The organism is Vibrio gallaecicus, from assembly GCF_024347495.1.
Taxonomy (GTDB): Bacteria; Pseudomonadota; Gammaproteobacteria; order Enterobacterales; family Vibrionaceae; genus Vibrio; species Vibrio gallaecicus.
The window spans coordinates 1,196,450-1,219,460 of sequence record NZ_AP025490.1 but is presented as its reverse complement, the minus strand read 5'-3'; the positions used below and the strand labels follow the sequence as shown (position 1 = coordinate 1,219,460).

Genomic DNA, 23,011 nt, shown 5'->3' with positions numbered 1-23,011 from the left:
ATGACTCTCGAAAGACACACATACTACGGCTTAATTCACCACGGAATTAAAACCCTACTGATGGACAGAATTGGGCACTTTACAGAGCGCGAGTACCATGAATATCTTGATTTAACGACAGGCAAGTCAACATGCTTTGCAATGAGTGAACAAGAATTAGAAAGTACTCTTGATGACCTAAAAAGCGAAGGCTATTTAGAAGATATCAAAAACCTCATTCCTCGGTATCAGACTAGCACCCTTCGTTAAGATCCCGTATCGGGCAAAAAACTTAATTCCAATTGTCTCGGGCTATTTAGCATCGAGACAGTTTTCGTTAGACTGTCTGCAACTCAACAACATGGATATTCATTTCCAATGAAGCAAATTCTTGATTTCATTCCTCTTATTATTTTCTTTGCCTTGTATAAGATGTATGACATCTACACAGCTACCGGCGCTTTGATTGTTGCATCAGCCATTCAAATTATCCTCACTTACTTTATCTACAAAAAAGTAGAAAAAATGCAGGTCATCACCTTCTTAATGGTGGCGGTATTTGGCGGCATGACTATTTTCTTACATGATGACAACTTCATTAAGTGGAAGGTCACTATTGTGTATTCTCTTTTTGCGATTGGTTTGACCGTAAGCCAATTAATGGGTAAGTCTGCGATTAAAGGTATGCTAGGTAAAGAGATCACCCTACCCGATTCAGTTTGGAGCAAGATCAACTGGGCTTGGACTTGCTTTTTTACGGCTTGTGCCATTCTGAATGTTTACGTCGCTTTTAACCTCCCTCTTGATACTTGGGTTAACTTCAAGGTGTTCGGCTTACTGGCTGCAACCTTTGGATTTACCTTATTAACTGGGGGATATATCTACAAGAACCTTCCAAAAGAGAAACAGCAAGAGTTAACAGATAAAAATTCAGACGATAACTAATGTTTCAAAGTGACATCTAAAGTCACCTTTTTGATATAATCGACTTAATTAATCTATACAGCGGCCAATAGCTTTTATGTTATTGGCCGCTTGCTTATTTGTTGTTCTGGGAAATCCTTATAATGAGTCAAACTATTGATGCGCCGAAGGGCCAATTACTTTTACGTACTCTTGCTATGCCTGCAGACACCAATGCCAATGGTGACATTTTTGGCGGTTGGATCATGTCTCAACTCGATCTTGCTGGTGGGATACTTGCGAAAGAAATTTCGGGAGGACGAATAGTGACAGTCTCCGTTTCAAGTATCACATTTAAAAAACCGGTTCGTGTAGGTGATGTAGTTTGTTGTTATGGGGAATGTACTAAAATCGGTCGCACATCAATGAGCATTGACTTAGAAGTGTGGGTTAAACCGGTAAAAGAGCATGGCGTTGAAGACCGCTTTATGGTTTGTGATGCTACGTTCAACTATGTAGCTATTGATACTGAAGGCAAACCTAGAGCTGTTAACCCTGTATAGGGCTTCCCACAAACCGCTTCTGTGAAGAACACTTTTGGTTCATCAACCCAGCTACATTAATGTTCAGCTTTTGGTTACGATTAAAGTAACCAAAGGCTACTGACTCACAACACGTTTCGTACAGTTTCACACTTTATTAAATTTCCCCCTTTTATTCCTTTTCAGTTCGCGTAAATTAGCGGCATGCCCTTTCTATAACCCGTAGTGAATCTCAATAAGGATATCCCATATGTGGTACGTAATTTTTTCTCAAGATGTTGAGAATTCTTTAGAAAAGCGACTCAGTGTTCGCTCGCAACATTTAGCTAGGCTTCAAGAATTACAAAACGAAGGTCGCCTGTTAACTGCAGGGCCTATGCCAGCTATCGATTCTGATAACCCTGGTGAAGCTGGTTTTACTGGTTCAACGGTTATTGCTGAGTTCAATTCATTGGAAGATGCGCAAACATGGGCTGACTCAGACCCTTACATTGAAGCTGGTGTTTATCAAAACGTCATTGTTAAACCATTTAAAAAAGTATTCTAACGTGAAAAAGTGGATTTTAAGTACCTTAGCTTTAACGGCATTAATCTCGGGCTGTAGCTCTAATAATGCTGATGAACAGCGTCAGTTAGAAATGATGGCTCAGCATCGTGCTGGTGTGTTATCTGCCGGCTTACCGATTGAGTACGGGCCTTTATCTGTAATGCGAGTGCTAGCTAAGAAAAACGTCATAGAAATCATGATGATTTACAATCAAGATGAGCAAGGTGCCAGACCTGTTTCAGACGTTTTAGCAATGAGCATTAATAGCTACTGCACTAGTTCAGATATACGTTCCAACATTGATATGGGCTTGATGTACAACATCAAAATACGAAATACCCGTGGTCAACTGGTTGTTGAGCAACTGATCAATAAAGAGACTTGTGCAAATAAGTAGTTAGAAGATAAGAAACTAAGTATTTAAGAAGTACATAGCTTTTTAGTGAATACAAAAACGCCAGCTTAATGCTGGCGTTTGTTTTTTCAGGTAAATTTTAGCTTATGTCTAGATATTCAAAGGAACCTGAAACTCTAGAAAGCCAACTTCAGTTAATTAATTGGTTTAAGCTTCAGCCCATTCTTTACGAAGTGTTTTCGTTGCTGAAACTAGGTTTGCTAATGCGGCTTCTGTTTCAGCCCAATTACGAGTTTTAAGACCACAATCTGGGTTAGCCCATAATCGCTCAGCTGGAATCTTCTCTGCCGCTTTTTTCAATAGATCAATAATCCACTCTTCTGAAGGAATATTTGGTGAGTGGATATCGTAAACACCAGGACCAATTTCATTCGGATAGTTAAACTCTTCAAATGCTTTCAATAGTTCCATATTTGAACGAGAGGTTTCGATCGTGATGACATCCGCATCTAAATCAGCCACTGAGTCAATGATCTCGTTAAATTCGCTGTAACACATGTGAGTATGAATCTGAGTTTCTGGTTTCGCGCTCGCCGCTGATATTTTAAAGGCATCAACCGCCCACTCTAGATATTCAGCGTGATCGCCCTTCTTAAGTGGTAAACCTTCACGAATCGCAGGCTCATCAATTTGAATGATATTAATCCCCGCATCTTGCAAGTCTGATACTTCATCACGTAATGCAAAAGCCAATTGATTGGCTATCTCCTTACGAGAAATATCTTCACGTGGGAATGTCCAGCACAGTATCGTTACCGGTCCCGTCAACATACCTTTCATCTGCTTTGACGTAAGAGACTGAGCGTACGTTGACCACTCTACGGTTATTGGTTTTTCACGTTCAATATCCGCGACAACAATAGCTGGCTTAACGCAACGAGAACCATAGCTTTGCACCCAACCAAATTTTGTTGTTTGGAAGCCCGCTAGGTTTTCAGCAAAGTATTCAACCATGTCATTTCGTTCAGCTTCACCATGTACAAGTACATCTAGATCAAGTGCTTCTTGGCGTTTAACTGCATCTGCAATGTGACCTTTTAATGCGGTATTGTATTCAGCTTCAGTCAGTTGCCCTGTTTTGTATGCACTACGCTGAACTCGAATTTCACCTGTTTGTGGGAATGAACCAATAGTAGTGGTTGGAAGTAGTGGCAAACCTAACACCTTCGACTGGTGTGCAGTTCGCACTGCATAAGGTTCGCTACGTAGCGCTAATGCTTTAGTGATTGTATTCAAACGAGACTGTACTTGCGGCTTATTCACATGCGTTGCACTTTTACGATCCACAATTGGTTGGCTGTAAGTCTCACACGCTAAAATTGCGTTGTGGTCACCATCTAACGCGGCGCCTAGTAAGCTCACTTCTGTGACTTTCTGTTTCGCAAAAGCAAACCAACTTTTTACTTCTTCGCTTAGCGTTTCTTCTAATTCTAGGTCGACTGGGCTATGTAACAGTGAACATGAGCTTGCTACCCACAACTTGTCACCTAGTTTCTCTTTGATTGGTTGAAGGTTAGCAAGTTGTGTTGCAAGGTCTGCACGCCATACATTTCGCCCATTGATAGCACCAGCCGATAAAACCCAATCTTTCGGCAATTTATTTGCAACTTCATCCAATTGTTCTGGCGCAGCTGACAGGTCAATGTGAAGGCCATCAACTGGCAGTTCTATAATCCTATCTAGGGTGTCTGTAACAGAATCAAAGTAAGTCGTAAGAAGAAGCTTTACATCGCTTTGCAGCACTTGGTAAGCCAGCTTAAATGAATCTGCCCATGATTTTTCCAATTCAAGAGAAAGGATTGGCTCATCTATTTGCACCCACTCCACTCCGAGCTTTGATAACTTAGCCAGAATAGCTTGGTAAGCCGTCAGTAGGCGAGGAAGTAACGTTAGACGATCAAAACCATCTTCTACTTCTTTGCCAAGGTAAAGGTAAGATAATGGTCCCAATAGGACAGGTTTCACTTTATGACCGGCTTTAACCGCTTCATTCACTTCATCAAATAGCTGAGGCCAACTGACTTCAAATGAATCATCTTTTCTGAATTCTGGCACGATGTAATGGTAGTTAGTATTAAACCACTTCGTCATATCTGATGCAGCAGTGCCTTCACTCGTTGACCCATGACTGCCACCACAACAAGTCGATTGTTCTTGTGATTGACCACGACCAACTCGGAAAAGTGTATCTAAATCAGGAAAATCTTTTTCATCTTCTGAGCCACCAGCGTGGCGCTTTGGCACGTGACCCAACAATAGAGTGGTAGTTAGTACATGGTCATACCATGCGAAGTCACCCACAGTTGCAAAACTTAGGTTCGCATCTGCTTGCACCTTCCAATTACGATTTCTTAATTCACTACCTAGCTCTTTTAGCTCTGATTGGTTGATTTCACCACGCCAGTATTTCTCTAGCGCAAATTTTAATTCTCTTTTTTCGCCAATACGTGGGTAGCCTAGAATATGCGTTGTCGTTGTCATGAGCCTGTTCCTTATTCAATTTTTAGTAATTTGGTCAGACTCCTATTTCATGCTGAATGCTTGATAAGGCGTCTGGATGGCTAAACTATCTATTGAATGTGGTTTATGAACAACCTCCAAATATTCATCTTGTTTATTATAAAATTTCATGTTGAACGTTTTATTCATGAATTAAACGAATTTTATTTAGACGTCTAGACGTTTACTTATTTTATGAAACAAAGTAGGGTGTGATCATTAACAAAAATTATATTGGCTTAGGGAAAATGAGGAATACTCATGATAGAGCTCAAACATCTGCGAACATTAACCACGTTACGTGACAGTGGATCGTTAACAGCAACAGCAACATCGCTGCATTTAACGCAGTCTGCACTTTCTCATCAACTCAAAGACTTAGAAGCTCGTATTGGTGGGCAGTTATTCCTTCGTAAAACCCGCCCAGTCAAGTTCACCTCTGAAGGTCAAATTCTTCTTAAACTAGCTGATGAAGTGTTACCGAAACTTGCAAAAGCAGAGAATGAACTCGCAAGTTTGAAAGAAGATGTGAATGGTCGCTTACACATGGCAATTGAATGCCACTCTTGTTTCCAATGGCTAATGCCTGCGTTAAAGGAATACCAGGTAGCTTGGCCAAGTGTGACACTTGATTTCTCTTCAGGTTTTGGTTTTGAACCACTACCCGCATTGATGGCTGGTGAATTGGACTTAGTGATAACATCAGATATTCAGCCAAGATCAGAAGTGCATTACGAGCCTTTATTCGATTTTGAAATGCGACTAATCACTGCAACAAACTCACCTTTAGCTGATAAGGATTGCATTGAACCTGAAGATTTAGCTGACGTAACCATGCTCTCTTACCCTGTTCAAAAACAGAGGTTAGATGTAGTAAAGCACTTCTTGCAGCCTGCAGGTGTTGAGCCAAAAAAATGGAAGCAAGCCGATAATACGCTAATGCTAGTGCAAATGGTGTCGGCAGGTTTGGGCGCATCAGCCTTGCCTAATTGGGCTATCAGTGAATTTTCGAGACAAGGACTGATTACGAGTAAGCCTTTAGGGAGTGGATTATCTCGACGCCTTTTTGCTGCTGTTCGTAACTCGGAAAAAGATAAGCGTTATCTACAAGCTTTCTTCAGTACAGCTCGTCAACAAAGTAAGAGCCATTTAGATGGCATTAAAGTTGTCTAAAGCCACTTCGTTCACTTAATGGAAATCGGTATTAATGGCGCTGAATATAAATCATCGAATTTATGGCAAAAACTGTGCTTGAACATACAATATTTGTAAAAGGTGAAAGAGAATTATTTCAGTTGTATGTTAGTTTTATGCTCAGATTGCTATGAACTTGCATATATTTGGTGGCCATTTGAAAGATAAAAAAGGTTTCACATTCATAGAGCTTATTGTTGTTATTAGTATTTTAGCTATTTTGTCGGCCGTAGCTCTGCCTAGGTATTTATCCTTAAAACAAGATGCTAATACAGCTATTGTTGAAAACATATCGGCATCTTTCAGGTATGTTGTTGATAATGTAAGAGTAAATGCCATTCTTCAAGGGTTAGATACCCAACGAGATGTTGCTGTTAGTGTAGAAGGAGTACCGATCAATACTTATTTTGGTGTTCCCCAAGAAATTTGGGACGAGCGCTTAGGTGAGTTGTTTGTCGCCGGTATTACTCACGTGGGAAATGGATATAGAGATTTTGGATCAAGTGGTGTTTTAAGCTATAAGTGTACCGACCCGCTATGTGTCATCGATCAAACACCTGGCAGTTGGATTTCAAATGATATTAGTGGTTGGGGAATGTTTTTGTTTCCTGAATCGTATACTTTAACCGATAAGTGCTATGCATATTATGCATTTGAAGTAGTAGGCTCTGAAGTGGTTTCTCTAGAAACCCAATCCGTAGTAACAGGCTGCTAGAAAAGTACAAATGGTTACTAGAAAAATCGAAAAGCCGCAGACTTGCCAATAAGTCTACGGCTTTATTATCAAGCAATTCACTCTATTTATTAACAGCTTGTACGGGTTAACCATTTGTAGGCATAATTAACGCCACATAAAGCCGTTAGCGAGCATAAGATTTAAACTGATTCGTTAGTGGATCATATTGATATCCCAAGATATCTAGCTTACCCACCACATTTTCAACATCCATCTCATACATGCTGACTAAATCTTCAAAGCTGTCACACTCTAAACGAAGCTTTTCGTTCACAATTCCTAGCAGAATAATGTTATCTAAATTTCTCACGTTACTTAAATCCATTCCGCACTCCTTAAGAACACACTCATGGTTTAAGTTTAGAACGCGAAGTGCAACCTTGCTCATTAGAAGATCACAATTTAACAGTTAAAACGCAAGGTTTAACCTCTTTTTACAATAGAGATTGGGGTGCTCTGAAACCTTAGATTGCCCACGTTGGAGCTAAAACAGTAATAGCCTCTAGCAACATAAACAAACTAATAGAGAGTTGGGCTTTTTCTGGTGGTTTTGTAAAAAACAGATGCCAACACCACACAACAATGGCTGAAATCAGTAATGCAAAACCAAACAATAAGTCTGAAGTAATAAGCTCCAACTCCGCTTCAGGTATAGAGTAAACATTGAGTACAGTCACTAGCACCAATAACATACTGCTCAATACGCCCGCTACAGGCAAAATGTTATGGAATGCTTGCAAACGTGTTCGCGCTATCGTCAATAATAAGTGAGCAAAAGATGAGCCCAGTAGAGCAACCAGCACGACTGTAGCAATAACGGCAGGTAAACTTACTTGTTCAGCAGCTTGTATCCCTACGAATGATAAAGCCAAACCACATGCCAAATACAAGACCCAGGTAGGTCCTTGATCTCGCGTTTTTTTCGTCTGAACTTGTGAGAAAAAGTAAAAGATGGAGAACACAACAAGAAAGGCTTCGATTCTAAGAGACGCTACCGCCAACCAAAGTACACCGATTGAAGGCAACATTTTATGCACACGACCTCTTTGACCTGGGCAGATGTCGCCTTTTACAAGCACTAAGGTAAGAATTAATTGTGCACCTAACAACATAGGTGGGAATTGTATTAAGAGAGATTCAATCATTAGCCATTCATTACAAATCGATTATTTGCGCAGATAATAGCAAATACTAGAAAAAACACTCACTAAGAATTATCAAAAGATCTTGTTTATCCGCTCCAAGGCAAACAATATTTAAGTAAATCAGACTCATTTAACATCCCTTTATAATGTTCAGCGTCGTTGACTAATACCCAAGGGAATTGCACTCCTTCTTCAATTAATCTAGGGATCTCATCTAAAGATTTGTTCACATTTATTACAGAGAAATCGACAGACATAATTTGATTAATCGGCTTACTCCAGATCTTCGCTTCTTTGGCTGATTCTAAGTCCGTCCCCATACTTGGCGTCATATGCAGGTTCACCATTTGCTGATCCAGCAGCCCTACGCATTTACTGTCGACGGTGACAGGAACCATTTTAATCCCATCTCGTTTCAAATTTTGAACAGCCAATGACAATGGGTCACCTGGGCTCATTTGCGGTGGCGCATTACGAAACAAAGAAAGGATTGACTTAGTATCAACGTGTGTTTGAGCCATTTCCTCAAAAGGACCTATGCCCTCTTGATCACCGTACATTGCCAATAATTCGCTCAGCTCTCTCGGTTTATCAAATAAATATCCTTGAATATAATCCACATTTGCTAACTGCATGATGCGTAGTTCTTCCGGCTTTTCAATACCTTCTGCCACCACCTCGACACCTAATGTGTGTGCCAATTTTGTCACCATTTCGATGATATTTTGCTTACATGTACTTTCGTGAATATCAATTATCAGCTCTCGATCAATTTTAAGCTTATTAAACTTACTTTCACTTAAATATGAAATTGAAGAATATCCAGAACCAAAGTCATCAATAGCGACACTGAGACCTAACGCTCGAATACGTCCTACTGCACTATTTTGTTCATCCTTACTAAAGAACTGGCCACTTTCAGTTAATTCAATCGTGATCAGATCTGGGCGTTCTGTGTTTGCGCAGACCAATTTGGCTGTATCCACCAATGCTTTTTGCGTGCTGTCTTTCGTTCTTAACGAGCAATTCAAAGTCAGCCCTACACCCTCTCCAAAAATACGACGAAGTTCATCATGATCAGATAGAGCTTTCATTGCGATGGCTCTATCAAGATCAACAACCAACCCTAATTCCTCTGCTATTTCGACCATAACTTGTGTATTAAACGTCTCACCATCCACACAAGGAAAACGGCATAGTGCTTCAAACATCATTACCTTTCCTGTTTGAGCATTAACAATCGGTTGGTAGTGGACATTAAGCTGCTGATCGTTTATTGCATTCTGAACTATTATTTCCAATTGCTGCTTCTTCACCATTTCCTTATGGGTATTACTGTGGAAGTAATTAATAGATTTACCTCCAAACTCTTTAGCGCCGATCATTGCCTGCACCGCATATGACAAGAGCCGACTAGGCTTATCTGCGTCAACATCTAGAATTGAAGCCCCAACCTGTCCTTTAGAAATAGCCGCATATAACCTTTCACTTGCAACGGTTTTAAGCCCTAGGAAGTAATACCGAACCGCATTATTAAGAGATTGTACGAACTGCTTTTTATCAGATATTACAAATTCTATACATGCTATATAGGTTCCACTGCCCGCATAACCTGTAATACGAGAACCACGATTATGCGACAAAATGTCGGAGAAGATTTTTTGATCATCAAACACCCACTCTTGATCAAACTGAGGCTTAATACTCAATACGAGTATTCCCGTCTCCTGCTCTTTTGATTCAAGCAAAGCTTCAAGCTGGGTTAACACTCTTTCTTTGGTTGGTAGCTGAGTCAGTAAATCAATACCACCTAAGTTCTTCTCTGCAATTGACGATAAGCTTTCAGACAGATTGGTAGTAAAAGCCACGTAATACACTTTTCCTTCCGATGGCTCCACTCTTTGAATTGTCATATTTTGTGGATAAACCGCACCAGAATTATTCCTCGCCAACATAACCCCAGACCAAGAACCTTGCTCGTGTAATGCCGTCCACATTTTCTTATAGAATTGGTTGGAGTGCTTACCCGCATTAAAAATAGACGTTCTAAGCCCTACAAGTGAAGAGCACTCATAACCAGACTGTTTTTCATAATATTGGTTACAAGCGATAATTCGCGTGTCTTCATCTGTAACCACAATACCGTATTGTGAGCTTTCAAAAAGAGCACCAAAAATATTGGCAATTTCACTGCTAGAAGTAAAAGCAAATAAGGGACGAATTGTGCCTTTCAAGCAATTAGGAGCTCCAAGCTCCATATATATCTCAACATAGGTAAGCGTGCCATTTTCTGTAGACAAACAACAACTAACGAACTGACCATCGCCCGAATTTAAGGCATTTTTCATCGCTTGTTTTAATTTATTTTGGAACCTCATGTTCATCAGGTTAATTACGTCAGAATAGGTTTTAATGATATGAGTGGGTTTAAGTAGCAGATTTAATGATGCGAAGTCACATTCAAACTCTTTACTGGCAAGGTTTAAATCCCAATCAAAAAGGGTATGTGGATCCACCTTGTCAGTGATTACCTCAGGAGTATCTGTACTAAAAACTTGGGCAGCTTCCATGCTCACCTCAATGCATAGGGCAGGTATACTAACAATAGCTCATATTCAACTAGCTTTCTAAACAAAAATTCAAGCTCAATAATGCCAGTAAACTTTTCAGGGGTATGTTCCGCTAGCTAGTCTTACTACATCTCGCTATAATTCCCGCCTCAAAAATCAGAGGTTGAAATATGTACAGCGATATCACTCCTATTCATGAACACAAAAAATACTGGGCCGAGTGCTACGGAACCGCACCTTTTTTGCCTACCAGTAGAAAGGAGATGGATGCTCTTGGATGGGACAGCTGTGACATTATTATTGTAACTGGTGACGCTTACGTTGATCACCCGAGCTTTGGTATGGCTATTATTGGTCGTCTGCTAGAAGCTCAAGGTTTCCGCGTGGGTATTATTGCTCAACCAAAGTGGGACAATAAAGATGCCTTCATGAAGCTAGGTAAACCAAACCTATTCTTTGGCATCACAGCGGGTAACATGGATTCCATGATCAACCGCTACACCTCTGATCGCAAATTACGCCACGATGATGCTTACACGCCAAACAACGAAGGTGGTAAGCGTCCTGACCGTGCAACTCTGGTTTATTCTCAACGTTGTCGCGAAGCCTACAAAGGCACGCCAATAGTTCTTGGTGGTATCGAAGCAAGTTTACGACGTGTTGCGCACTACGACTACTGGTCGGATAAAGTTCGTCGCTCTGTATTGTTTGATGCAAAAGCTGACATCCTACTGTTTGGTAACGCTGAACGAGCTCTGGTTGAAGTGGCACACCGAATTGCAGACGGCGAAGATATGTCAACGCTGACAAATATTCGTGGTACTGCAATCAATATAGCAGCAGCCCCTGAAGGCTTTAAAATCATTGACTCTTCTCGTATTGAAAAGCCGAATAAAGCGTATGTTCCGGTTAACCCTTACGAAGTTGAAACGCAATGCGATACTAAGAAAGATGAAAAAGCTGAAGAAGTAAAAGCGCAACCTATTACAATTCGCCCTTCTCGTCACGATGCAAAAACAACAGCCGTTCGTATCCCTGGTTACGAAAAGCTAAACAATGACCGTATTCTTTACGCTCACGCTAGCCGTATTCTGCATTTAGAAACAAACCCGTACTCCGGTCGTGCCTTAATTCAGCGCCACGGTGACCGTGAACTTTGGGTTAACCAAGCACCTATCCCTCTTTCAACGGAAGAAATGGATTATGTTTTTGGTTTGTCTTATGCGCGCGTACCACACCCGATGTATGGCAAAGCTAAAATCCCTGCATACGACATGATTAAAACTTCAGTGAACATCATGCGTGGCTGTTTTGGTGGTTGTTCTTTCTGTTCTATCACAGAACATGAAGGTCGTATCATTCAAAACCGTTCTAAAGAATCGATCATTGAAGAGTTAGAAGAAATTCGCGATAAAGTTCCTGGGTTTACCGGCACAATTTCTGATTTAGGCGGTCCTACTGCGAACATGTACCGCTTAGGTTGTTCTGATCCAAAAGCAGAAATTAACTGTCGTCGCCCTTCTTGTGTTTTCCCTAAAATCTGTGAAAAGCTAAACACAGATCACCAGCACACGATTGATTTGTATCGTGAAGCTCGCAAAGTGAAAGGCGTTAAAAAAGTGATGATCGCTTCAGGCGTTCGTTACGATTTAGCGATTCAATCACCAGAATACGTTCGTGAACTTGTTACTCACCACGTTGGTGGTTACTTGAAGATTGCACCTGAGCATACTGAAAAAGGTCCTCTTGACCTAATGATGAAGCCGGGCATGGGTACTTACGATCGTTTCAAAGAAATGTTTGAAAAGTACAGCGCGGAAGCGGGTAAAAAGCAATACTTGATCCCTTACTTCATCTCGGCTCACCCAGGTACTGAAGATGAAGATATGCTAAACCTTGCGATGTGGTTGAAGAAGCATAACTACGAATGTGACCAAGTTCAGAACTTCTACCCATCACCAATGTGTAACGCGACTTCGATGTATTACTCAGAGACAAACCCTCTGAAGCGTGTGAAATACAAGAAGCGTGAAGATGTACCAGTTCCTAAAGGTGACCGTCAACGTCGCTTGCACAAAGCACTATTGCGTTACCATGATCCAGATAACTGGAAAATCATTCGTGAAGCACTAATCAGTATGGGTAAAAAACACCTGATTGGTGATAAGCCAAATTGCTTGGTTCCTGAAGAAGATTTTGATGCACAAACGCCAGCGCAACGCCGTAAATCGGGTCGTCATGGCTCACAACGTTTTGCGACTAAACACAGTAAGTCTCAGCCAGGTCTTGGTGGCGAGAGCCCACGCAACCATAAACCAGGTGGCAATAAGCCAAAACCGGGCGGCAAAAAGCCAGCGGGTAACCAAGGCAATGCTAACCATGGCGGGGGTAATCAAGGTAACGGCAACCAAAACGCTGGTGGTAGCAATAGTGGTAACAGTCGTAAGCCTGCAAGTGGTTTTATTAAGAAAGGACCTGGTGGTCATCAATCTCAAGGCAATGGTAAGCCAAACCGCAACAAAACGGGGAATGGTCAAGGTGGCAAACCTGCTAGTAACGGAAAGAATCGCCAGCGTGCAGCACAACGCTAATATAGCGAACCAATTTATTTCGCTATCATAAAAACACAAAGCGCAGCTATTTAGCTGCGCTTTTTTGTAGTCTATTTTGCATTATTCATACTATCGCTTGATGAACTGATCTCTAAATCTGATTACTCATCAAGTGAGAAATATAGTCATCTTTTTGTAGAGGCTTACTGAAATAATACCCTTGAATATACTCAATCCCTTTCGCTTGGGCATAAATCAGCTGCTCTAAGGTCTCGACCCCTTCCGCTACCACAGGTTTATTCAAGTTTGTGGCTAAAGACGCAATCGAGTTAAAAACGGTTTGAAGCTTACTATCACTAACGACGTTCGTGACAAACTCTCGGTCGATCTTGATTTCATCAAACCTTAATCGACATAAGTAACTTAAGCTCGAAAAACCGGTTCCAAAGTCGTCAATCGAGACTCTAAAGCCAAGATCTTGTACCTGTTCTAGAACCAGATTCACGTAATTGAAATTATCAATTAATGCCGACTCAGTCAGTTCAAGCTTTACCTGCTCCGACACCAACCCATTTAGCTTTATGCATTCTGTTAGCTTATCTACAAAATCTACGTCAAGGATCTCAACCACGCTGATGTTTAAAGCAAACAAATACTTCGAAGTATCTATTCCTTTATTCTCCAGCTCTCTGACCATTTCACCTAGTTGGCGAATGTTAAACTGAGTCAGCAAACCTATATCTCCGGTTTTTTCCGAAATAGGAATAAACTCTACGGGTGAAACCATCTTGCCATTAAGTACCCAGCGAATCAGACACTCTCCCCCGACAACCTTGCCAGTTTGAGAGCAATGGATAGGTTGGAAAGTGGTATGAAAATGTTTATTAAAATCATCATTAATTGCAGACCTAAATTCCATTTCTAGGTTATTTTGATGTTCAATTTGCTTAGCCAGATCTTCTTGAAATTCAGCTAACCTGATTCTTTCGGCAGATACATCTAAGATTGCCATTTCAGCTTTATTCAAGCTTTGCTCGTGTTCATCAGAGGGCTTTTCTTGATAATAGCCAAGGGCAACATTACTGAAAAAGTGACGCCCGTTAAAATGGAAAGGCTCATTCAATAACGAGTAGAAATGTTCAATATCTAAGGAGTCTTCACTGGGAACAAACACAATGAAGCTGTCTGTGGAATGCTTACTGCAAATCGCATTATTCGTTTCGGTATAGGCTCGCGCTAAAATTTCCATAAACACTAGGTTAGCAACTGCAGCCCCCCAAATTTCATTAATCCTTTGGTAATTGCATATTCGAACACAACATACGGTTCCGTGTCGGTTTTCTTCTTTAATCTTCGTTAAAAAAGCTTCTCGATACAGTAGGCCTGTATGCGGATCTTGTATTGATAGTTGACGATTCAAACGCCTTGCTGCAACGAGTTCTCCAATATCACTGCAGTGTAAAACCAAAGAGGACTCTCGAACTACAACGTGTATTTTAAGCCAAACGACATTGCGATCTGGGTAACTTAACCCACATTCAAAATCATAGGGAGTAAGTGTGCACTCACTAGTTTGCTTAGCAATTTTTTCGCACAGGTTATCAATGCAGGGGTATGGTTGGTAATGTTCATCGAGAAATTCTATCGGACAAGCTGAAAATATATTGTCACCCATTTCCATTCGAAATAGTTCAGCGGCCTGTTCAGACAAATCACTGATATAACCTTGTTCATTAATAATGATATTAATGAGCCCTAGTGACTCTATTGCTTGGTTAGAATATGTCATGCATTGCCCACCATCGTTTTTTGAATATGGTAAGGCAAGTTCTGCAGTGAACAGACTTTATCAACGCCCCCTTTAGCAATCGCTTCTTTTGGCATCCCAAATACCAAACAACTGTCTTCACTCTGAGCTAGCGTGTAAGCCCCTACTCTTTTTAACTCCACCATTCCCTGAGCTCCGTCATCCCCCATTCCTGTCATAATGACCCCAATACAATTTTCACCAACATGTTGTGCAGCTGAACGAAACAGAACATCAACTGAAGGCTTGTGACGGCTTACAAGAGGACCATCCTTAAGTTCAATAAAGTAGGTTTGTTCTACTCTACTAATCATAGTATGTACGTCACCAGGTGCAATATAGACCGATCCTGCCACCAGCTTCTGACGGTTTTCAGCTTCTACAACTCGATGCTGTAGCACTGTGTTTAACCGTTGAGCAAAAGCATTCGTAAACTTTCCTGGCATGTGCTGCACTATCACTATTGGCGGGCTTCCTGGTGGCATACCCATGAGGAGCTTTTCTATCGCATCTGTACCGCCAGTTGAAGCTCCAACAACGATCACTTCATCAGTTTTGACCGATTGATGATGACGCTCCTGTTCAATAATCACATCTGCTGAATAACGTTTTCTGAAACTCGCCTCCCCAAGGTATCTAACAGGGCGAACCTTCATTTTTGCGGCCCGTTTAATTCCACTTAAAAGCCCTTTAATTTCAGAAGACTGAAGGTAATGACTCAAATTGCTCGAGGGTTTATTCACAACCTCTACCGCCCCTGAAGATAACGCTTCTAAACACAAGTCAGGGTTAGATTCAGTAAGAGCAGATAGAATAACAACGGGAATTGGGTGCTCAGTCATTACCTTTTTAAGAAAAGTTATGCCATCCATTTTTGGCATTTCGATATCAAGTAAAATGACATCTGGCATATGCTTATTCATTTTTCGAATAGCAAGAACAGGATCTGGCGCTACCCCTATTAATTTAAGGTCAGGGTCAGCATCCACCACTTCACCTAATACCTGCCTTATTACGGCTGAATCATCAACAATAAAAACATTAATCGTCATAGAGAAACCTTCTTATAAATACAGCGTTCAACCTGCTCAAGTTCGCTATGGTCACGAACAATATTTTCACTGTGCCCTAAAAATAAATGCCCGCCGAAACTGAGCCTATCGATCACCTTATCCACGATTTCTTTTTGTTTCATCGGTGTGAAATAGATGAGCACATTCCGTAGAAAGATAATGTCAAATTTAATCGATGTTTCTTGGTCGAATTGAAGTAAGTTGTGAGAGGTGAACATACAACGCCGCTTGATCTCTTCGCACAGGGTAAATTTCCCTTCGAATTCACCCACCCCCTTTAAACAGTAAGCATTTCGATAAGGTTTAGGAATTCGTTGCGCTTTTTTAATGGGGTAGTTAGCAACCTGAGCGGTTTGAATCGCCACTTCTGAAATATCATTTCCAAACACATTCCAACCGTCACCTCCTAGGTTTGCATGGAGTATCATCGCTAGACTGTAGACTTCCTCTCCGCTTGAGCATGCTGCGCTCCAAATCGATATGGTATGGGATGGTTCTTGATTTTTATATTGGGAAAGGTGTTCTTCTAACCAATCAAATTGGTCTTTTTCTCTAAAAAAATAGGTTTCATGCGTTGTGAGTTTATCGATGAAAATTTGAAGTTCTCGCTGGTGTGATGTTTGATCTAACAAACTCAGGTAATCACCAAAATCGTCAAAATTAAAGTGATTTAATCTACCAAATAACCGGTTCGCAACTGCCATTTTTTTATGGTCCGCTAATTGAATACCTGTGTGGTTTTCAAATAAGCGTTGAATATGCTTGAAGCCAGAATCACTCAGTTCAGTCATAGGTGAAATCGCCTTTATAGAGCTATACCAATCCGTTTATAGCTTTTAATGATCTGCGTTAGCTTTTAATGTTCTGCGTTAATTTTAAATAATCCGCTCTAGCTTTTAAAAATCGACTAGCTTGTAAAACCTGCACCTTCAACTCAAAAGTTGGTTAAAGAGTTGCTTCTGATTCGACAAGATGTCTTGGTTAATTGAAGATAAATTCAGTAAAACGGGCATATCTAAAATGATAAATACCTGATCTTCTATACGCGCCATTGTTGAGACAAAGTGAGCAGGAATATGCACACCAAAATAGGGAGCATCGGTTAAGGCCTCTTGTGCTAAACCTTCAATTGCTTTTACTCGATTAACTAAAATACCTACAGTCACCACCACATTACTGGCTTCATCGTAACTTTCGTACAAGACAATGCAGCTATATTTATCGTAAGCTTTCTCATGCTGTAGCCCTAAACGCTTTCCAGCATCAATAACAGGTACTACGCTGCCTCTTACGTTAATGACACCACTCACAATGCCGTTTCCATCTTTGCCAGAGCACATTGGTACTGTAGTGATCGATTCGAATTCAATCACTTCTTTGACACTACCGACTGAAATACCAAAGACTTCACCACCAATATCTACTAATAAGCAGGCACTTATTGAATGGGCATCTTCCATTGCCTCTTGTTCCGAACTGGCTTGATTCACACATCTCTCCCAAATGTCTATAACTGTGCCAAATTTTGTTCATCGCAGAACTGAGATTCCTTTAACCAATCCAGCTGAGCATGAGTCATTAATGAATCGACATTAAGGATTGATAATAGTCGGTTATCTAACTTAGCAACTCCAACCAGTACTCGATGTTCCAATTGACCCGCGAGATCGGGCGCTTTATCTATTTGGACTGTTTCAATATCCATAACACGAGTGACGATATCGACTTTATTCCCTACTTTATAGACGGTACCTTGATAATCCACATCTGAAATAACCACACACGTTTTCGCAGTCACTGGGGTTGAGACCCGATTCAAGCAAATCGCTAAGTCGATTATTGGAATGACATCGCCTCTTAGATTTATCGCTCCTAAGAGAAAACCTGGAGACAGAGGGATAGATTCAATTTCCGGAAACTCCATAATTTCAGCGACCTTATTAATGTTATAAGCGAATAGTTTTCCATCCACTTTAAACTCTAAGTATTTCTCGCTTTCAACAACCGTGCTCTTATCTGTCGGTTCTACTCTTAAGCCACTCAATCTCATTTGGACCTCACTCGATTTCCTTTATCTAGCGCACTTCCTACACAGCTGTTAATCATCAAATGGGATAAAACCATCGACATGTTTCATGTTTTTCTTCTCTGCTGGCTGAATAATATCGTTCCGCGTATGACTGTAATTAAGAGGTCCAGATTGATTATGTCGACTTTGGGAATACGGGTCGGCTTTTTTAAGCTTGAAGAAATTAACCGTCTTACGAATTTCACCAGTTTGCTCTTGTACCATGATGGCAGTTGATGCCAATTCTTCAGACGCCGACGCATTTTGTTGAGCAATATCGTCAAGCTGAGAAACTGTTCGGTTGATTTCAGCAACACTTGTACTTTGCTCTGTAGATGCGGCTGTAATTTCTTGAACTAAGTCTGCAGTTTTTTGAATGTTCGGTACCATTCGATTCAACATGTCTCCAGCATGTTGTGCCACTTTCACACTGTTGTCCGCTAATGTACTGATTTCCTGGGCTGCAACTTGGCTTCTTTCTGCAAGTTTTCTAACTTCATCTGCCACGACGGCAAAGCCTTTACCGTGTTCACCAGCCCGTGCCGCTTCTATAGCTGCATTCAGTGCTAATAGATTAGTTTTGTAGGCAATATCTTCAATAATTCCAATCTTTTGCGCAATTTCCGTCATTGCATTGACCGTATCATTTACTGCTTGTCCGCCGTCATGAGCTTCTGCGCTCGACTGAGTTGCAATACCATTCGTTACTTTGGAATTATCCGTATTCATTGATATTGAAGAGCTCATTTGATCAAGAGAAGCACTGGTTTCTTCCACACTGGTGGCCAGTTGGTTGGAGGTAGAGCTCAACATTTTAGAAGTGGTACTCACCTCATTAGTACTGTGAGCAATGGCTTCAACTGATGCTTGAATATCTAGCAAAATATTTTGTAAACGCTCAATAAACCCATTAAAGCTTTTTGCTGTTTCACCAATTTCATCTTGTCCAAAATCAGGAATTCGTCTTGTTAAATCCCCCTCCCCAGAACGTAAATCTTCTGCCGCTTCTGCTAAGGCTTTAATTGGCATAACAATGCCTCTAATCAAAAACAAAGCAGTTGCAATTGCCAGCAATACTGCGGCTACTAACAGCCCCCACACCAAAGAAATACTGTCACGAGCCGCAGTAATAAGTTCATCTAAGGATTGGTTACTTTGGTCACTCGCATTGTTGTTGATGCTCTCTAAAATATCTTCCAATTTATTGAAGACTTCATGCTCCAATTTATCGATTTCAATTGCGGCATTAATTTTGTCTCTTGGATTATATGTCGCAAAGATATCCCGGCCTCCGCTATACAACTCTTCATACATTCTTTCTACTTCAGCGAGGCTCTGAATTTCTTCTGGGCGGCGCTCCAACGGTTTAATTTCTTTGAGGAAATCTGCAAAGTTTCTCGCTTCCCGCTCAAATTGATTAACGGCCCCCGTCTCTCCTCTCATGTAGGCATTTAACGCCGACATCATGTCACCTTGCTCATCGATTAACTCAAGGTAATACCTAACCCCTTGCAGATCATCTTTCACGACTTCCTCAAAACTGCCTGAGCTACCAGCATCAGCCACTTCCTCTTCTTTTAATGTATCGAGTAGGCGCTCCAACGGAATCGCAAACTCTTCTATCAGGTAGTCATATTTATCTGCGGCTTGCTGCTCTCTAGTGGGGTCAAACACATTGAAGACCAGCGACTGTGCATCTGTAAAATACCGCTCTGAAAGCTCTTCGAGTTGTCTCATAGAGACAGCATCAACGGTTTGAAGCTGTTTAAGCTCTTCAAAAAAAGTAATGAGTTCGGTGTGATTTGCTCTAAAATCTTCTTTTTCTTCTGCTTCACCGGTGATGAACTCCAATACATTTGAGTTCATATCTCCCAACTCATCAAGCATTGCCAAAGATAAGATCGCCTCAGGAATGTCGTAGCTCCCAACGCTTATTGCATAGCCTTCAATAGCTCGGTTCTTCACTTGAACCGAAATCGCAATAATGAGAAATAACGCCCCCATGGTAAGCATGGCGAGAATTATTTTATTCTTGATGGATAATTTATTTAGCATTGCTATGCTCCTTGCTCGTCGCTATCCATATTTTTTTCAAGGCAATCAAGCTCTTGTCGGCTAACCGCTGATTGAATGAGAGAAAATACATCTAAAATAATGGCAACAACGCCATTACCTAAAATTGTGGCGCCGCTAACGCCTTTAAGACCTTCAAATAAGCGGCCCAGTGGTTTAATCACGGTTTGAAATTCACCAAGCAATGAGTCGACAACTAACCCCGCTCTGAGTGTTCCAAATTGCACAATGACTAAAGATTCTTGAGAGTGATTGACCTCATCTTCAGCTCCGAACCATTCCCGAAGCCGTAAAAAAGGCAGTACTTCCCCACGAAGGTCTATGAAATTTCTCCCCTCATGCACATCATCAGGAGCAACTTCATGAAGCTCTAAACATTCGACGACGTTATCAAGTGGGATGACATAACTTGTCCCTGCTATTTCAAATAGGAAGCCGTCAATAATCGACAGAGTCAGAGGCAAGCGTATGGTGACTTGCGTTCCTAAATTAGGCTCACTGATCACTTCAACATTGCCACGAAGCTGCTCGATGTTCCGTTTCACGACATCCATGCCCACGCCGCGACCAGATAAATTGGTCACTTGCTCTGATGTTGAAAAACCTGGTTCGAAAATGAGAGCAAATATATCTCTTTCATTTAAGTGATTCGCCTTGGTGATTAACTCCTGTTCAATCGCTTGAGCGATCACCCGTTCTTTATCTAAACCTCTACCGTCATCCAGAACTTCAATCACAATCGAACCCGAATCATGATAAGCATTTAATGAAATAGTCCCTATTTCTGGCTTACCCATGAGAACTCTTTGTTCTGGTGGTTCTATACCGTGATCGATAGCGTTGCGAATAATATGGGTTAAAGGGTCACTGAGTTTTTCGATGAAGGTTTTGTCTAATTCTGTCTCCGCGCCATTGATCTGCAATGTCACTTGTTTTCCGACAGATAAAGCCACATCACGCACAATCCGCTTAAATTTATTAAAGGTATCTCCGACCTGAACCATCCTCAGTTGTAATGAGCTATCTCTGATATTTTCAACTAACCGCTCCAATTGAACGATGGTTTCAATCAAGTCTTCATTGCCCGTTTCATGGGCTAGTAAAGTGGTTCTGGCACCAGTAATGACAATTTCACCCACTTGATCAATTAACTTGTCTAGCTTATCGGCTTCAACTCTTAGCGTTTTATTGTTATGAATTTTGTTGTGTTGATTAGTAATGGCAGCTTGGGTCAATATGTTTTCAGAAGGTGATATAGATAACTTGCTATCAATACCGCCTTCAACTTCATGATTCACGGCAGTTTCATGACTCGTTTCTTGTGCCTTATGCTTCTCTTGTTGCACTAACCCTTGCGACAATTCATGAGCAGTCAAAGCCCCACAATGAACCAGTATCTCACCTAACTTTTGATTCGATTCAGGAAGGTGATTGATCAGCTCTATATACGTTTTGACATCGCTGTCTGGGGGAATTATCTGAATGTCAGCATCTTGCTGTATGAACTCAAACACATCTTCAATCTCTTGCTGAGTTGCCGATGTACTTAGCTGGATTTCAAACCCCAAATAACAAATTTCCGGGTCAAATTCTTCTGATTGAAAAGACTCTAATGACGGAGAATCGTCATGTTCAGCAGATGGAAATAAACCATCATCAACCACAGCGATTGCTTCAATCGTACCAATTTGACTCAAAAATCGAACAAAAGCTTTGGGGTCTAGCCCATCTTGAAATACTTTAGGATAGGGTCTGAATGATATATGCCAAGATTGTGCAAGCTGAAGGGAAGTGCCAAGGGAGCGATGACTACTCAATTGATTGTTTGAATCTGCTTTTGCATTCGAACTGACTCGAGGGCAATGCTTATCAAGTTCTACGTATAAATTCAGATAACGCTGTTGGATTTCACCTTCTATTGGCTTACCAATGAAGTTTATAAGATCAGTTAAAACGTCACAGACTTTCAAACCCAAGTCGATAAGTTCTTGAGTTAAAGACCGGTTTTGGTCTCTAACCTGCTCCAAAATCGTTTCGTATCGGTGACTAATTTCGACTATTTCATCCAAGCCAAATAAGCCCGCGCTCCCTTTAATCGTATGAATAGAGCGAAACATCGAGTTAATTTTGTCCGACTTAGGTTCTTGCCCTAGCCCGTCAACTTCAAGTAATGCTTGCTCTAAATCCACCAACAATTCACGAGCTTCATTAACGAATGTACTGAGCGCCGCTTGAAGTTCATTCGTCATGGTTTGGCGTACTCATCGACTCAAGACCCAGCAGTGAAAATGCACTTTGCAATCGTGCACTTGGCTCCACAAGGGAAATATTCTTCAAACTTTTATCATGAAGAAACTTACACAAGATTTGAATACCTGCCGTATCGACTTCTTCGACTCTTGAACCATCAATCTGACATTGACCATGAGTATTCAGTTGTTCGCTGATATCGCAATAAACTTCCGAGGCTTCGTAAATGGTGAATTCGTCGGGCAATATATAGGTATAATTTCCTGGCATTTCCCCTCCCTACGACTCTAATATTTTCGATACAGCTTGCAGCATTTGATCTGGTCTAAAAGGTTTTGCTAACCACGCTTTTGCACCAGCTTTGCGGCTTTCCTCCATCAAATAAGGTTGGTTTTCAGTAGTGAGCATAATAATGGGGGTAAATTTATACTTGGCGAGCTCTTTAACTGCTTCTACAAAATCAATACCATTCATGTTCGGCATATTGACGTCACTAATAATTAAATGAACTTTAGTACCATCTAATTTCGCTAAACCATCTAGCCCATCTTTAGCTTCTATCACATTGTAACCAGCACCAACTAAAGCGATGCTGACAACTTGCCTCAGTGATTCTGAATCATCGACAATCAGTATTGTTTTGTTCATCCTTAACCCC

21 protein-coding genes are annotated in these 23,011 nt (G+C 41.0%); 8 read left to right on the top strand and 13 right to left on the bottom strand.

Annotation, left to right across the window (positions count from 1 at the left end):
* From OCU78_RS05425 to OCU78_RS05405, 5 genes are all read left to right on the top strand, one after another.
* Positions 1-249, top strand: a complete 249-nt coding sequence (locus OCU78_RS05425; protein WP_137372537.1) for a hypothetical protein — start codon at positions 1-3, stop codon at positions 247-249.
* 108 nt (positions 250-357) lie between these two features.
* Entirely contained in the window at positions 358-924 is a 567-nt protein-coding gene (locus tag OCU78_RS05420) for a septation protein A (RefSeq protein WP_137372536.1), read from the top strand.
* 122 nt (positions 925-1,046) lie between these two features.
* Positions 1,047-1,445, top strand: a complete 399-nt coding sequence (gene yciA, locus OCU78_RS05415; RefSeq protein WP_137372535.1) for an acyl-CoA thioester hydrolase YciA — start codon at positions 1,047-1,049, stop codon at positions 1,443-1,445.
* A gap of 229 nt (positions 1,446-1,674) precedes the next feature.
* Positions 1,675-1,971 (top strand): YciI family protein, encoded by a 297-nt coding sequence (locus OCU78_RS05410; RefSeq protein WP_137372534.1) that lies wholly within the window; start codon positions 1,675-1,677, stop codon positions 1,969-1,971.
* 1 nt (position 1,972) lies between these two features.
* Positions 1,973-2,368, top strand: a complete 396-nt coding sequence (locus tag OCU78_RS05405) for a GspS/AspS pilotin family protein (protein ID WP_137372533.1) — start codon at positions 1,973-1,975, stop codon at positions 2,366-2,368.
* A 165-nt stretch (positions 2,369-2,533) separates the two neighbouring features.
* Here OCU78_RS05405 and metE read toward each other — a convergent pair whose 3' ends face one another.
* A complete protein-coding gene (metE, locus tag OCU78_RS05400; RefSeq protein ID WP_137372532.1) occupies positions 2,534-4,867 on the bottom strand; it encodes a 5-methyltetrahydropteroyltriglutamate--homocysteine S-methyltransferase in 2,334 nt (777 codons plus the stop codon).
* A 279-nt stretch (positions 4,868-5,146) separates the two neighbouring features.
* Here metE and OCU78_RS05395 point away from each other — a divergent pair, with 279 nt between their 5' ends.
* Together OCU78_RS05395 and OCU78_RS05390 are read left to right on the top strand one after the other, a co-directional pair.
* Positions 5,147-6,058, top strand: coding sequence for a LysR substrate-binding domain-containing protein (locus OCU78_RS05395; protein WP_137372531.1), 912 nt, complete (start codon positions 5,147-5,149; stop codon positions 6,056-6,058).
* A 178-nt stretch (positions 6,059-6,236) separates the two neighbouring features.
* On the top strand, positions 6,237-6,794 hold the full coding sequence (locus OCU78_RS05390; RefSeq protein WP_137372530.1) for a pilus assembly FimT family protein: 558 nt from the start codon (positions 6,237-6,239) through the stop codon (positions 6,792-6,794).
* Between the two features lie 145 nt (positions 6,795-6,939).
* On the opposite strand, the gene OCU78_RS05385 is transcribed toward OCU78_RS05390, so the two are convergent.
* The 3 genes from OCU78_RS05385 to OCU78_RS05375 all read right to left on the bottom strand — a co-directional run bounded on the left by OCU78_RS05385 (position 6,940) and on the right by OCU78_RS05375 (position 10,530).
* Positions 6,940-7,140: a DUF4250 domain-containing protein gene (locus OCU78_RS05385; RefSeq protein WP_137372529.1), complete on the bottom strand. Its 201-nt coding sequence runs from the start codon at positions 7,138-7,140 to the stop codon at positions 6,940-6,942.
* Between the two features lie 139 nt (positions 7,141-7,279).
* Positions 7,280-7,960, bottom strand: coding sequence for a hypothetical protein (locus OCU78_RS05380; protein ID WP_137372528.1), 681 nt, complete (start codon positions 7,958-7,960; stop codon positions 7,280-7,282).
* 86 nt (positions 7,961-8,046) lie between these two features.
* Positions 8,047-10,530 (bottom strand): sensor domain-containing phosphodiesterase, encoded by a 2,484-nt coding sequence (locus tag OCU78_RS05375; protein WP_137372527.1) that lies wholly within the window; start codon positions 10,528-10,530, stop codon positions 8,047-8,049.
* Positions 10,531-10,700: 170 nt separating this feature from the next.
* Here OCU78_RS05375 and OCU78_RS05370 point away from each other — a divergent pair, with 170 nt between their 5' ends.
* Positions 10,701-13,121, top strand: coding sequence for a YgiQ family radical SAM protein (locus OCU78_RS05370; RefSeq protein ID WP_137372526.1), 2,421 nt, complete (start codon positions 10,701-10,703; stop codon positions 13,119-13,121).
* A gap of 112 nt (positions 13,122-13,233) precedes the next feature.
* On the opposite strand, the gene OCU78_RS05365 is transcribed toward OCU78_RS05370, so the two are convergent.
* The 9 genes from OCU78_RS05365 to OCU78_RS05325 form a co-directional block, all read right to left on the bottom strand.
* Positions 13,234-14,871: an EAL domain-containing protein gene (locus OCU78_RS05365; protein ID WP_137372525.1), complete on the bottom strand. Its 1,638-nt coding sequence runs from the start codon at positions 14,869-14,871 to the stop codon at positions 13,234-13,236.
* Entirely contained in the window at positions 14,868-15,941 is a 1,074-nt protein-coding gene (locus OCU78_RS05360; RefSeq protein ID WP_137372524.1) for a protein-glutamate methylesterase/protein-glutamine glutaminase, read from the bottom strand. The genes OCU78_RS05365 and OCU78_RS05360 overlap by 4 nt, the downstream gene beginning before the upstream one ends.
* Entirely contained in the window at positions 15,938-16,753 is an 816-nt protein-coding gene (locus OCU78_RS05355; RefSeq protein ID WP_137372523.1) for a CheR family methyltransferase, read from the bottom strand. Before OCU78_RS05355 ends, OCU78_RS05360 begins: the two co-directional genes overlap by 4 nt.
* A gap of 138 nt (positions 16,754-16,891) precedes the next feature.
* Positions 16,892-17,452, bottom strand: a complete 561-nt coding sequence (locus tag OCU78_RS05350) for a chemotaxis protein CheW (RefSeq protein WP_240701703.1) — start codon at positions 17,450-17,452, stop codon at positions 16,892-16,894.
* Between the two features lie 17 nt (positions 17,453-17,469).
* Complete coding sequence (locus OCU78_RS05345; RefSeq protein WP_137372522.1) at positions 17,470-18,012, bottom strand: chemotaxis protein CheW; 543 nt, start codon at positions 18,010-18,012, stop codon at positions 17,470-17,472.
* A gap of 48 nt (positions 18,013-18,060) precedes the next feature.
* Positions 18,061-20,085 (bottom strand): methyl-accepting chemotaxis protein, encoded by a 2,025-nt coding sequence (locus tag OCU78_RS05340; protein ID WP_240701702.1) that lies wholly within the window; start codon positions 20,083-20,085, stop codon positions 18,061-18,063.
* Positions 20,086-20,087: 2 nt separating this feature from the next.
* A complete protein-coding gene (locus OCU78_RS05335; RefSeq protein ID WP_137372521.1) occupies positions 20,088-22,352 on the bottom strand; it encodes a chemotaxis protein CheA in 2,265 nt (754 codons plus the stop codon).
* The gene (locus tag OCU78_RS05330; protein ID WP_137372520.1) at positions 22,342-22,623 is read right to left on the bottom strand and encodes an STAS domain-containing protein; all 282 of its coding nucleotides are present in this window, start codon (positions 22,621-22,623) and stop codon (positions 22,342-22,344) included. The genes OCU78_RS05335 and OCU78_RS05330 overlap by 11 nt, the downstream gene beginning before the upstream one ends.
* A 9-nt stretch (positions 22,624-22,632) precedes the next feature.
* On the bottom strand, positions 22,633-23,001 hold the full coding sequence (locus OCU78_RS05325) for a response regulator (RefSeq protein ID WP_137372519.1): 369 nt from the start codon (positions 22,999-23,001) through the stop codon (positions 22,633-22,635).
* Positions 23,002-23,011 lie beyond the last annotated feature (10 nt).